This window comes from Klebsiella quasipneumoniae subsp. quasipneumoniae (genome assembly GCF_020525925.1).
GTDB classification, from domain to species: domain Bacteria; phylum Pseudomonadota; class Gammaproteobacteria; order Enterobacterales; family Enterobacteriaceae; genus Klebsiella; species Klebsiella quasipneumoniae.
Genome location: NZ_CP084876.1, coordinates 5,081,832 through 5,094,317 on the forward strand (window position 1 = coordinate 5,081,832; position 12,486 = coordinate 5,094,317).

Here is a 12,486-nt window from a genome sequence, read left to right on the forward strand (position 1 = left end):
TCTTAGTCCTCCACTACCAGGCCCATGGAACGTGCAGTACCTTCGATGGAGCGAGTCATCGCTTCAATGTCGGCACCAGTCATGTCGGCAGCTTTGGTCTGCGCGATTTCCTGCAGCTGAGCGCGGGAGATTTTACCCACTTTATCTTTGTTCGGCTTACCGGAACCAGACTTGATGCCTGCAGCTTTCTTCAGCAGAACAGCAGCCGGCGGAGTCTTGGTAACAAAGGTAAAGGAACGGTCAGCGTAAACGGTGATAACAACCGGGATCGGCAGACCTTTCTCCAGGGAATCAGTTTTGGCGTTGAACGCTTTGCAGAATTCCATGATGTTCACGCCCTGCTGACCCAGTGCTGGGCCGACCGGCGGGCTCGGGTTCGCCATACCAGCTGCAACCTGCAGCTTGACGTAGGCTTGGACTTTCTTAGCCATTCTTAAATCCTCAAATTGGGTATTAACGCTTCAGAGAAGCTCCCCGTGATTAAACATCGTTTTACGGGCCGGGCCCATAAAAACAAAAGGCGCGAAATTGTATGCCAATTTCGCGCCCTATGCAACGATTAAATCGCTGCTTTTTTGATCGCCGGCTTACGCCTTCTCAACCTGGCTGAAGTCCAGTTCTACCGGGGTCGCACGACCGAAGATAGAAACGGAAACTTTCAGGCGGGACTTCTCATAGTCCACTTCTTCCACCACGCCGTTAAAGTCAGCGAACGGACCGTCGTTAACGCGAACCATTTCACCCGGTTCAAACAGCGTTTTCGGACGCGGCTTATCGCCAACCTGCTGCAGACGATTCATGATGGCGTCGACTTCTTTGTCGCTGATCGGCGCCGGACGGTCAGAGGTACCGCCGATGAAGCCCATCACGCGCGGTACGCTGCGCACCAGGTGCCAGCTTGCGTCGTTCATGACCATCTGGACCAGAACGTAGCCCGGGAAGAATTTACGTTCGCTTTTGCGACGCTGGCCGCCACGGATCTCAACCACTTCTTCGGTCGGGACCATGACTTCGCCAAATAACTCTTCCATGTTGTGTAATTTGATATGTTCACGCAGCGACGTGGCTACGCGACCTTCAAAACCGGAAAACGCCTGAACGACGTACCAGCGCTTTTTAGGAGCTTCAGACATCTCAGAACCTCAGGCCAGTGATAAAGGAGACCAGGCGAACCAGAATACCATCCAGTCCCCACAGGATCAGTGACATTACTGCAGTCACGGCAGCAACAATCAGCGTAGTATGCAGCGTTTCCTGGCGAGTCGGCCAAATCACTTTACGAACTTCGGTTCTCGCTTCGCGAGCAAAAGCAACGGTCGCCTTACCTTTCGTCGTCAACAGCGCGACGCCACCGGCAGCAGCAATAAGAATAACCACGGCCAGCGCACGCACCGCCAGCATAATGTCGCGATAAAGGAAGTTGCCCACGATCGCCACGATCAGCAGCACGGCAACGATAATCCACTTCATCGCTTCCAGGCCGCGCCCGCTCCCTTGAGCTTCGGTATTCGCACTCATAAACCAACCTGTCAGAAGTATTCTACAAACAATTTCACCCCGCGGGGGCGAGGCGATCCAAACCGAAATTAAGTTTCGGATTATACACTTAACTATTCAAATTGCTTCAACGCTGACGGTTCTGTCGCCCCTGCCCTGCTGTTGCAAAGAAGGATACTGATTTGCCGTCGCACTACCGCTCGAATGGTTTGGTGTATAAACGCCCTCTTCAGAGCCTGTCTCAGCAATGATTATGACAAATAAAATCACTGATGAGCCAGGTTCTGGTGTGAAAGCGTGCAAAAAGGGCATCAAATGATGCCCTTTTATTGCGCATTGCGTCAAATGTTATCAGCGATTAGCCGAGAACTTTAGCAACCACGCCCGCGCCAACGGTACGACCGCCTTCACGGATTGCGAAACGCAGACCATCGTCCATCGCGATCGGGTGGATCAGGGTAACAACCATTTTGATGTTGTCGCCCGGCATTACCATCTCTACGCCTTCCGGCAGTTCGATGGTGCCAGTCACGTCAGTAGTACGGAAGTAGAACTGCGGACGGTAGCCTTTGAAGAACGGAGTATGACGGCCGCCTTCGTCTTTGGACAGAATGTACACTTCAGATTCGAACTTGGTGTGCGGGTTGATGGTGCCCGGCTTAGCCAGTACCTGACCACGTTCGATTTCTTCACGTTTGATACCACGCAGCAGAACACCTACGTTCTCACCAGCACGGCCTTCGTCCAGCAGTTTGCGGAACATTTCAACGCCAGTACAGGTGGTTTTCGCGGTTTCTTTGATACCAACGATTTCAACTTCTTCACCCACTTTGATGATACCGCGCTCTACACGACCGGTAACAACGGTACCACGACCGGAGATGGAGAATACGTCTTCGATCGGCAGCAGGAACGGCTTGTCAATCGCACGCTCTGGTTCCGGGATATAGGTATCCAGGTGGCCAGCCAGTTCGATGATTTTCGCTTCCCACTCTGCGTCGCCTTCCAGCGCTTTCAGAGCAGAACCACGAACGATCGGAGTGTCGTCGCCCGGGAAATCGTACTGAGACAGCAGTTCACGAACTTCCATCTCAACCAGTTCCAGCAGCTCTTCGTCATCAACCATGTCGCATTTGTTCAGGAACACGATGATGTACGGAACGCCTACCTGACGACCCAGCAGGATGTGCTCACGAGTCTGCGGCATCGGGCCGTCAGTCGCAGCAACAACCAGGATCGCGCCGTCCATCTGCGCAGCACCGGTGATCATGTTTTTAACATAGTCGGCGTGGCCCGGGCAGTCTACGTGCGCGTAGTGGCGAGTCGGGGTGTCATATTCAACGTGAGAGGTGTTGATGGTGATACCACGAGCTTTTTCTTCCGGCGCGTTATCGATCTGGTCGAATGCGCGAGCGGAACCACCGTAGGTTTTAGCCAGTACGGTAGTGATGGCAGCGGTCAGCGTTGTTTTACCATGGTCAACGTGGCCGATAGTACCGACGTTAACGTGCGGTTTTGTACGTTCAAACTTTTCTTTAGACATCGATTGTCCCTCTAAGACACGGATAAATCGGTGATATCACCACATCAACCAGGCAACATGCCCGACTTGTTGAATGAACATAACAGAAGAGAAACAGGGAAGGAGAGAAAAGAAGTGGTGCTGATACCCAGAGTCGAACTGGGGACCTCACCCTTACCAAGGGTGCGCTCTACCAACTGAGCCATATCAGCACGTCTGGAGCGGGCAGCGGGAATCGAACCCGCATCATCAGCTTGGAAGGCTGAGGTAATAGCCATTATACGATGCCCGCATCCTGAAACTCGGCTACCCAGTTCTTTCTGTAATACTAAAGAGACTGCTCTCTGTAGTATTGAGCTGATTAGTTTACCCAACCAACTCCGGCTACGCAAAGCGTCGCCAGAAAGTGGTGGTGGGGGAAGGATTCGAACCTTCGAAGTCGATGACGGCAGATTTACAGTCTGCTCCCTTTGGCCGCTCGGGAACCCCACCCAAATTGTTATGGTGCCGACTACCGGAATCGAACTGGTGACCTACTGATTACAAGTCAGTTGCTCTACCTACTGAGCTAAGTCGGCATCAAGTAGCGCGCATTCTAGGGAGAGGAGCGAGTTCATGCAACTAAAAATTTGCATAAAACGTTCTCTTGCTCACATTTTGTGCTCTTACGCGAAAAAACGGTGTAATTTCAAACAACGGAGTGCAAATAATCGCCAGCAAACAGCACAGCAGGCGCGGTTTCGGTCATCCACGTTTACCCGGAACCTATGCTGACCGCAGCCTGAAAGGCAGCAGGCCGTTAGCACTATCCTGTTAGCAAAGACCATGCTTTGCAAAGCATAAGAAACTTATTCCTCTCTTGTGACGCTGGCGCGAGAAAGCAGCATTCAATGAGTTTTTTTCTTATTATTCCCGGCAATCTGGTGTTACCCTCCTGCCCATTGTCCTGATTAACTCGTGTGAAGCATCGCCGTTTCAACGTATTCGGTGATGGTAAGAACATGCTTATGAGCCAAAAAGAGCAGACGTTAATGACACCGTACCTACAATTTAACCGCCACCAATGGGCTGCACTTCGTGATTCTGTCCCGATGACGTTAACCGAGGAAGAAATCACGCGGTTAAAAGGCATCAACGAAGATCTCTCTCTGGAAGAGGTTGCTGAGATCTATTTGCCGCTGTCGCGTTTGCTCAACTTCTATATTAGTTCTAACCTGCGTCGTCAGGCGGTTCTCGAACAATTTCTTGGCACTAACGGTCAGCGTATTCCCTATATAATCAGCATAGCTGGCAGCGTTGCGGTAGGTAAAAGCACCACCGCCCGTGTACTGCAGGCCTTGCTTAGCCGTTGGCCTGAGCATCGCCATGTCGAACTCATTACCACTGACGGATTTTTGCACCCTAACTCGGTTTTGAAAGAACGTGGGTTAATGAAGAAGAAAGGTTTTCCGCAGTCTTATGATATGCATCGGCTGGTGAAGTTTGTCTCCGATCTCAAATCAGGAGTACCACAGGCAACTGCACCAGTTTATTCCCATCTAATTTATGATGTTATTCCCGACGGCGATAAAACCGTCGCGCAACCGGATATTCTCATTCTTGAAGGACTGAATGTTCTGCAAAGTGGGATGGATTATCCACACGATCCGCATCATGTATTCGTATCGGATTTTGTCGACTTTTCTATTTATGTCGATGCCCCGGAAGAATTATTGAAAAGCTGGTATATCAACCGTTTTCTTAAATTCCGGGAAGGAGCATTTACCGACCCGGATTCTTATTTCCATAATTACGCCAAGCTGTCGAAGGAAGAAGCGGTGGATATTGCCACCTCGCTATGGAATGAGATTAACCTAATGAATCTAAAAGAAAACATCCTTCCAACCCGCGAGCGCGCCAGCCTGATTATGACCAAGAGCGCCAATCATTCTGTTAATCAGGTACGCTTACGGAAATAAAGCAAAGGGAGCCGAAGCTCCCTTTTTTATTCTGCGCTGCGCAATGATATTTCACCACCGACCCAGGCTTTTATCACACCATCCTGCTCCAGCAATAGCGCCCCCTGGGCGTCAATACCGCGGGAAATGCCATAAATTTCTTTATCACCGATAATCAGTTTTACCGGACGATGAATAAAGTTATCCAGTTTTTCCCAGCGCGGCAGATAAGGAGCCAACCCTTCCTGCTCGAACAGCTCCAGTCCCAGGCGCAGCTCTTTAATCAGGCGCGCGGCGAGGAGGTTACGATCGATGACCACCCCTGCTTCCTGAAGACTGATCCAACCCTGATTGACGACATCAGACTCCACGTGACGCATCACAAGGTTGATACCCGCGCCGCTGACGATTTGTGCGGCATCGCCCGTTTTCCCCGTCAGTTCCACGAGGATCCCTGACAGCTTACGATCCTGCAGGTAAATATCGTTTGGCCATTTCACGCGAACCTGTTCGGCCCCGAGCTGCTGCAGCACTTCAGCGATCACAATACCGATCACCAGGCTTAGGCCAATAGCCGCTGCCGGGCCCTGCTCCAGACGCCAGTACATTGAGAGATAGAGATTCGCGCCAAAGGGGGAAAACCATTTTCTGCCTCGCCGGCCCCGCCCTGCCTGCTGATATTCAGCCACGCAGGCATCGCCGGACGTCAGCTCATCCAGTCTGTCCAGCAAATACTGGTTAGTGGAGTCGATTACCGGAAGGACAGTCACTCGGCCATGCTCTATCTGTTGGGAGATCTTTTTCTCATCCAAAAGATGAATAGGCTCTGGCAGGCTGTAACCCTTGCCCGGTACGGTAAACACATCAACGCCCCAGTCGCGTAAAGTCTGGATATGCTTATTAATCGCCGCCCGGCTCATGCCTAACTGCTCGCCAAGCTGTTCACCTGAGTGAAACTCACCATCAGCAAGGATAGAAATTAGCGTTAAAGGGATAGTATGGTCTTTCACGCAATGCTCTCCTCTGCGTTGACTTCACCATGCGTTCCAATGAAGCGCACCTCGGGTTGAAGCCATACATTGAATTTCGCACCCACCTGCTGGCGAACGTAATGGGCAAGCTTTATCACATCCTCACTGGTCGCTTGATCTTCATTAATCAGTACCAGCGCCTGCTGTCGATGCACGGCCGCGCCGCCGATGCGTTGTCCTTTGAGCTGACATTGATCGATTAGCCAGCCAGCGGCCAGCTTGACGCTGCCGTTTGCCTGCGGATAGTGCGGTGCATCAGGGAACTGCGCCAGCAGCGCTTCAGCAACCTGAGCGCTGACGATCGGGTTCTTAAAAAAGCTGCCAGCATTACCGTTAATCTTTGGATCCGGCAATTTAGTCATTCGCATATGACAGACCGCATCGAATACCTGCTGCGGGGTGACAGTCTGCGGATCGAGACGTGTTAAATCACCGTAGCTCAGCACCGGTCGCCACGCTTTCTCTAACGCCAAGCCAATCGCGACGATGGCGTAGCGGTCCTGATATTCATGTTTAAAGATGCTGTCGCGATAGCCGAAACGGCATTCCGCTGCGGAAAGGCGTTGTTTACGTCCCGTTTCCAGCTCGATGCAGTCAACATATTCGCAAACCCGCTGCAATTCGACGCCGTAAGCGCCAATATTCTGGATAGGCGAAGATCCTGCGCAACCAGGGATTAATGCCAGATTTTCCAGACCAGGCATCGCATGCTGTAGCGTGAACTGCACCAGTTGATGCCAGTTTTCGCCGGCGCCGACGTGCAAGCGCCAGGCATCCGGGGTTTCGCTCACCTCGATCCCCATAATTCGGTTGAGGATCACCGTACCGGCATAGTCGTTCAGAAACAGGACGTTACTGCCTTCCCCAAGGATTAGCGTGGGTTCGCCAGCCGCGACAGCGGCTTGCCAGGCGCTTAATAACTGTTGTTCAGTTTCGGCGTGTACTATCGTATTGGCGGATCGCTCAATGCCAAAGGTATTCCAGGGTTTGAGGGAGTGGTTCATAGTGGCTTCCTGATGCAAAATCGGCGTTAGTTTACCGTATCTGGCGGGGGAAGGCTTGCCTGATTACAGAGGCAATAATATTGCGGGGCGCTAACGGTGGTGATGTGGTGTACCGGTCCGGGCAACAGAACCCGCAAGGTCCGTAGCCCCGGTAAGCACAGCGCCATCGGGGAAATATACCCCACACAGCAAAAAACCCCGTACCTTTCGGGACGGGGTTCTTTTTAAACGCAAAAACAAAAAGCTCAGTCTTTCGACTGAGCTTTCTGCTTTATTTGATGCCTGGCAGTTCCCTACTCTCACATGGGGAGACCCCACACTACCATCGGCGCTACGGCGTTTCACTTCTGAGTTCGGCATGGGGTCAGGTGGGACCACCGCGCTAGTGCCGCCAGGCAAATTCTGTTTTATCAACACGTCCTGCGGACGCATCGACTAATCTGTATCGAAGCTGAAAATCTTCTCTCAATCCGCCAAAACATCTTCGGCGTTGTAAGGTTAAGCCTCACGGTTCATTAGTACCGGTTAGCTCAACGCATCGCTGCGCTTACACACCCGGCCTATCAACGTCGTCGTCTTCAACGTTCCTTCAGGAGACTTAAAGTCTCAGGGAGAACTCATCTCGGGGCAAGTTTCGTGCTTAGATGCTTTCAGCACTTATCTCTTCCGCATTTAGCTACCGGGCAGTGCCATTGGCATGACAACCCGAACACCAGTGATGCGTCCACTCCGGTCCTCTCGTACTAGGAGCAGCCCCCCTCAATTCTCCAGCGCCCACGGCAGATAGGGACCGAACTGTCTCACGACGTTCTAAACCCAGCTCGCGTACCACTTTAAATGGCGAACAGCCATACCCTTGGGACCTACTTCAGCCCCAGGATGTGATGAGCCGACATCGAGGTGCCAAACACCGCCGTCGATATGAACTCTTGGGCGGTATCAGCCTGTTATCCCCGGAGTACCTTTTATCCGTTGAGCGATGGCCCTTCCATTCAGAACCACCGGATCACTATGACCTGCTTTCGCACCTGCTCGCGCCGTCACGCTCGCAGTCAAGCTAGCTTATGCCATTGCACTAACCTCCTGATGTCCGACCAGGATTAGCTAACCTTCGTGCTCCTCCGTTACGCTTTGGGAGGAGACCGCCCCAGTCAAACTACCCACCAGACACTGTCCGCAACCCCGATAAGGGGCCTACGTTAGAACATCAAACATTAAAGGGTGGTATTTCAAGGTTGGCTCCACGCAGACTGGCGTCCACGCTTCAAAGCCTCCCACCTATCCTACACATCAAGGCTCAATGTTCAGTGTCAAGCTATAGTAAAGGTTCACGGGGTCTTTCCGTCTTGCCGCGGGTACACTGCATCTTCACAGCGAGTTCAATTTCACTGAGTCTCGGGTGGAGACAGCCTGGCCATCATTACGCCATTCGTGCAGGTCGGAACTTACCCGACAAGGAATTTCGCTACCTTAGGACCGTTATAGTTACGGCCGCCGTTTACCGGGGCTTCGATCAAGAGCTTCTCCTTACGGATAACCCCATCAATTAACCTTCCGGCACCGGGCAGGCGTCACACCGTATACGTCCACTTTCGTGTTTGCACAGTGCTGTGTTTTTAATAAACAGTTGCAGCCAGCTGGTATCTTCGACTGGTCTCAGCTCCATCCGCAGGGACTTCACCTACACACCAGCGTGCCTTCTCCCGAAGTTACGGCACCATTTTGCCTAGTTCCTTCACCCGAGTTCTCTCAAGCGCCTTGGTATTCTCTACCTGACCACCTGTGTCGGTTTGGGGTACGATTTGATGTTACCTGATGCTTAGAGGCTTTTCCTGGAAGCAGGGCATTTGTTACTTCAGCACCGTAGTGCCTCGTCATCACACCTCAGCCTTGATTATCCGGATTTGCCTGGATAACCAGCCTACATGCTTAAACCGGGACAACCGTCGCCCGGCTAACATAGCCTTCTCCGTCCCCCCTTCGCAGTAACACCAAGTACAGGAATATTAACCTGTTTCCCATCGACTACGCCTTTCGGCCTCGCCTTAGGGGTCGACTCACCCTGCCCCGATTAACGTTGGACAGGAACCCTTGGTCTTCCGGCGAGCGGGCTTTTCACCCGCTTTATCGTTACTTATGTCAGCATTCGCACTTCTGATACCTCCAGCAGCCCTCACAGGCCACCTTCGCAGGCTTACAGAACGCTCCCCTACCCAACAACGCATAAGCGTCGCTGCCGCAGCTTCGGTGCATGGTTTAGCCCCGTTACATCTTCCGCGCAGGCCGACTCGACCAGTGAGCTATTACGCTTTCTTTAAATGATGGCTGCTTCTAAGCCAACATCCTGGCTGTCTGTGCCTTCCCACATCGTTTCCCACTTAACCATGACTTTGGGACCTTAGCTGGCGGTCTGGGTTGTTTCCCTCTTCACGACGGACGTTAGCACCCGCCGTGTGTCTCCCGTGATAACATTCTTCGGTATTCGTAGTTTGCATCGGGTTGGTAAGTCGGGATGACCCCCTAGCCGAAACAGTGCTCTACCCCCGAAGATGAGTTCACGAGGCGCTACCTAAATAGCTTTCGGGGAGAACCAGCTATCTCCCGGTTTGATTGGCCTTTCACCCCCAGCCACAAGTCATCCGCTAATTTTTCAACATTAGTCGGTTCGGTCCTCCAGTTAGTGTTACCCAACCTTCAACCTGCCCATGGCTAGATCACCGGGTTTCGGGTCTATACCCTGCAACTTAACGCCCAGTTAAGACTCGGTTTCCCTGCGGCTCCCCTATACGGTTAACCTTGCTACAGAATATAAGTCGCTGACCCATTATACAAAAGGTACGCAGTCACACCCGAAGGTGCTCCCACTGCTTGTACGTACACGGTTTCAGGTTCTTTTTCACTCCCCTCGCCGGGGTTCTTTTCGCCTTTCCCTCACGGTACTGGTTCACTATCGGTCAGTCAGGAGTATTTAGCCTTGGAGGATGGTCCCCCCATATTCAGACAGGATACCACGTGTCCCGCCCTACTCTTCGAGTTCACAACCTGTGCATTTTGGTGTACGGGACTATCACCCTGTACCGTCGGACTTTCCAGACCGTTCCACTAACACACAAGCTGATTCAGACTCTGGGCTGCTCCCCGTTCGCTCGCCGCTACTGGGGGAATCTCGGTTGATTTCTTTTCCTCGGGGTACTTAGATGTTTCAGTTCCCCCGGTTCGCCTCGTTAACCTATGTATTCAGTTAACGATAGTGCAACGAATTGCACTGGGTTTCCCCATTCGGACATCGCCGGCTGTAACGGTTCATATCACCTTACCGACGCTTTTCGCAGATTAGCACGTCCTTCATCGCCTCTGACTGCCAGGGCATCCACCGTGTACGCTTAGTCGCTTAACCTCACAACCCGAAGATGTTTCGTAAAACATCATCGTGTCGCGAAAATTTGAGAGACTCGAACACACTTAAACAGTGTGTCGTTTCAATTTTCAGCTTGATCCAGATTTTTAAAGAGCAAAACTTCGCAGTGCACCTTTTCAGGTTCACTCTGAAGTTTTCTTGTATTCGCAGTAAAGATGGTGGAGCTATGCGGGATCGAACCGCAGACCTCCTGCGTGCAAAGCAGGCGCTCTCCCAGCTGAGCTATAGCCCCATCGGTGTTATCTCTGTACCGGTAATTTTTCCTGAGACAAGGCGTGGTGAAGCGAAGCATACTGAAGTATGCGAGCTTTGCCACAACGCAGTATTCAGGGAAAATTTGGTAGGCCTGAGTGGACTTGAACCACCGACCTCACCCTTATCAGGGGTGCGCTCTAACCACCTGAGCTACAAGCCTGCAGAGATTATTTACTGCTCTATTTCATCAGACAATCTGTGTGAGCACTACAAAGGCAGGTTCTTTAAGGTAAGGAGGTGATCCAACCGCAGGTTCCCCTACGGTTACCTTGTTACGACTTCACCCCAGTCATGAATCACAAAGTGGTAAGCGCCCTCCCGAAGGTTAAGCTACCTACTTCTTTTGCAACCCACTCCCATGGTGTGACGGGCGGTGTGTACAAGGCCCGGGAACGTATTCACCGTAGCATTCTGATCTACGATTACTAGCGATTCCGACTTCATGGAGTCGAGTTGCAGACTCCAATCCGGACTACGACATACTTTATGAGGTCCGCTTGCTCTCGCGAGGTCGCTTCTCTTTGTATATGCCATTGTAGCACGTGTGTAGCCCTGGTCGTAAGGGCCATGATGACTTGACGTCATCCCCACCTTCCTCCAGTTTATCACTGGCAGTCTCCTTTGAGTTCCCGGCCTAACCGCTGGCAACAAAGGATAAGGGTTGCGCTCGTTGCGGGACTTAACCCAACATTTCACAACACGAGCTGACGACAGCCATGCAGCACCTGTCTCACAGTTCCCGAAGGCACCAAAGCATCTCTGCTAAGTTCTGTGGATGTCAAGACCAGGTAAGGTTCTTCGCGTTGCATCGAATTAAACCACATGCTCCACCGCTTGTGCGGGCCCCCGTCAATTCATTTGAGTTTTAACCTTGCGGCCGTACTCCCCAGGCGGTCGATTTAACGCGTTAGCTCCGGAAGCCACGCCTCAAGGGCACAACCTCCAAATCGACATCGTTTACGGCGTGGACTACCAGGGTATCTAATCCTGTTTGCTCCCCACGCTTTCGCACCTGAGCGTCAGTCTTTGTCCAGGGGGCCGCCTTCGCCACCGGTATTCCTCCAGATCTCTACGCATTTCACCGCTACACCTGGAATTCTACCCCCCTCTACAAGACTCTAGCCTGCCAGTTTCGAATGCAGTTCCCAGGTTGAGCCCGGGGATTTCACATCCGACTTGACAGACCGCCTGCGTGCGCTTTACGCCCAGTAATTCCGATTAACGCTTGCACCCTCCGTATTACCGCGGCTGCTGGCACGGAGTTAGCCGGTGCTTCTTCTGCGGGTAACGTCAATCAACAAGGTTATTAACCTTATCGCCTTCCTCCCCGCTGAAAGTGCTTTACAACCCGAAGGCCTTCTTCACACACGCGGCATGGCTGCATCAGGCTTGCGCCCATTGTGCAATATTCCCCACTGCTGCCTCCCGTAGGAGTCTGGACCGTGTCTCAGTTCCAGTGTGGCTGGTCATCCTCTCAGACCAGCTAGGGATCGTCGCCTAGGTGAGCCGTTACCCCACCTACTAGCTAATCCCATCTGGGCACATCTGATGGCATGAGGCCCGAAGGTCCCCCACTTTGGTCTTGCGACGTTATGCGGTATTAGCTACCGTTTCCAGTAGTTATCCCCCTCCATCAGGCAGTTTCCCAGACATTACTCACCCGTCCGCCGCTCGTCACCCGAGAGCAAGCTCTCTGTGCTACCGCTCGACTTGCATGTGTTAGGCCTGCCGCCAGCGTTCAATCTGAGCCATGATCAAACTCTTCAATTTAAGTTTGATGCTCAAAGAATTAAACTTCGTAATGAATTACGTGTTCACTCTT

At 52.2% G+C, this 12,486-nt stretch carries 7 protein-coding genes, 6 tRNA genes and 3 rRNA genes; 1 reads left to right on the forward strand and 15 read right to left on the reverse strand.

Annotation, left to right across the window (positions count from 1 at the left end; translation table 11 throughout):
* Window positions 1-2 precede the first annotated feature (2 nt).
* From rplK to LGM20_RS24330, 8 genes are all read right to left on the reverse strand, one after another.
* A complete protein-coding gene (gene rplK / locus LGM20_RS24295; RefSeq protein ID WP_002884034.1) occupies window positions 3-431 on the reverse strand; it encodes a 50S ribosomal protein L11 in 429 nt (142 codons plus the stop codon).
* Between the two features lie 156 nt (window positions 432-587).
* The gene (nusG, locus tag LGM20_RS24300; RefSeq protein WP_001287521.1) at window positions 588-1,133 is read right to left on the reverse strand and encodes a transcription termination/antitermination protein NusG; all 546 of its coding nucleotides are present in this window, start codon (window positions 1,131-1,133) and stop codon (window positions 588-590) included.
* Between the two features lies 1 nt (window position 1,134).
* Window positions 1,135-1,518: a preprotein translocase subunit SecE gene (secE, locus tag LGM20_RS24305; protein ID WP_002883772.1), complete on the reverse strand. Its 384-nt coding sequence runs from the start codon at window positions 1,516-1,518 to the stop codon at window positions 1,135-1,137.
* A 337-nt stretch (window positions 1,519-1,855) separates the two neighbouring features.
* The gene (tuf, locus tag LGM20_RS24310) at window positions 1,856-3,040 is read right to left on the reverse strand and encodes an elongation factor Tu (RefSeq protein ID WP_004174069.1); all 1,185 of its coding nucleotides are present in this window, start codon (window positions 3,038-3,040) and stop codon (window positions 1,856-1,858) included.
* Between the two features lie 115 nt (window positions 3,041-3,155).
* A tRNA-Thr gene (locus LGM20_RS24315) sits at window positions 3,156-3,231 on the reverse strand.
* 5 nt (window positions 3,232-3,236) lie between these two features.
* Window positions 3,237-3,311 (reverse strand) — tRNA-Gly (locus tag LGM20_RS24320).
* A 115-nt stretch (window positions 3,312-3,426) separates the two neighbouring features.
* Window positions 3,427-3,511 (reverse strand) — tRNA-Tyr (locus LGM20_RS24325).
* Between the two features lie 10 nt (window positions 3,512-3,521).
* Window positions 3,522-3,597: transfer RNA gene (locus tag LGM20_RS24330), tRNA-Thr, on the reverse strand.
* A gap of 429 nt (window positions 3,598-4,026) precedes the next feature.
* Between LGM20_RS24330 and coaA the strand changes: the two genes are divergently transcribed.
* Complete coding sequence (gene coaA, locus LGM20_RS24335) at window positions 4,027-4,977, forward strand: type I pantothenate kinase (RefSeq protein ID WP_032429237.1); 951 nt, start codon at window positions 4,027-4,029, stop codon at window positions 4,975-4,977.
* A 26-nt stretch (window positions 4,978-5,003) separates the two neighbouring features.
* Here coaA and birA read toward each other — a convergent pair whose 3' ends face one another.
* The 7 genes from birA to LGM20_RS24370 all read right to left on the reverse strand — a co-directional run bounded on the left by birA (window position 5,004) and on the right by LGM20_RS24370 (window position 12,434).
* On the reverse strand, window positions 5,004-5,966 hold the full coding sequence (gene birA, locus LGM20_RS24340) for a bifunctional biotin--[acetyl-CoA-carboxylase] ligase/biotin operon repressor BirA (protein WP_023291589.1): 963 nt from the start codon (window positions 5,964-5,966) through the stop codon (window positions 5,004-5,006).
* Window positions 5,963-6,991 carry a UDP-N-acetylmuramate dehydrogenase gene (gene murB, locus LGM20_RS24345; protein WP_044523701.1) on the reverse strand — a complete coding sequence of 343 codons (1,029 nt, stop codon included), beginning with the start codon at window positions 6,989-6,991 and terminating at the stop codon, window positions 5,963-5,965. The genes birA and murB overlap by 4 nt, the downstream gene beginning before the upstream one ends.
* A gap of 280 nt (window positions 6,992-7,271) precedes the next feature.
* Window positions 7,272-7,387, reverse strand: a 5S ribosomal RNA gene (gene rrf, locus LGM20_RS24350).
* 98 nt (window positions 7,388-7,485) lie between these two features.
* Window positions 7,486-10,388 (reverse strand): 23S ribosomal RNA (locus tag LGM20_RS24355).
* 177 nt (window positions 10,389-10,565) lie between these two features.
* Window positions 10,566-10,641: transfer RNA gene (locus LGM20_RS24360), tRNA-Ala, on the reverse strand.
* Between the two features lie 106 nt (window positions 10,642-10,747).
* Window positions 10,748-10,824 (reverse strand) — tRNA-Ile (locus LGM20_RS24365).
* A gap of 70 nt (window positions 10,825-10,894) precedes the next feature.
* A 16S ribosomal RNA gene (locus LGM20_RS24370) occupies window positions 10,895-12,434 on the reverse strand.
* The 16S, 23S and 5S rRNA genes sit together here with 2 tRNA genes alongside, the layout of an rRNA operon.
* Window positions 12,435-12,486: the final 52 nt, after the last annotated feature.

Excerpts from the sequence above, each read along its gene's own strand:
- murB (WP_044523701.1), bottom strand. The coding sequence starts at position 6,991 with ATGAACCACTCCCTCAAACCCTGGAATACCTTTGGCATTGAGCGATCC.
- nusG (WP_001287521.1), bottom strand. The coding sequence starts at position 1,133 with ATGTCTGAAGCTCCTAAAAAGCGCTGGTACGTCGTTCAGGCGTTTTCC.
- coaA (WP_032429237.1), top strand. The coding sequence starts at position 4,027 with ATGAGCCAAAAAGAGCAGACGTTAATGACACCGTACCTACAATTTAAC.
- tuf (WP_004174069.1), bottom strand. The coding sequence starts at position 3,040 with ATGTCTAAAGAAAAGTTTGAACGTACAAAACCGCACGTTAACGTCGGT.
- secE (WP_002883772.1), bottom strand. The coding sequence starts at position 1,518 with ATGAGTGCGAATACCGAAGCTCAAGGGAGCGGGCGCGGCCTGGAAGCG.
- rplK (WP_002884034.1), bottom strand. The coding sequence starts at position 431 with ATGGCTAAGAAAGTCCAAGCCTACGTCAAGCTGCAGGTTGCAGCTGGT.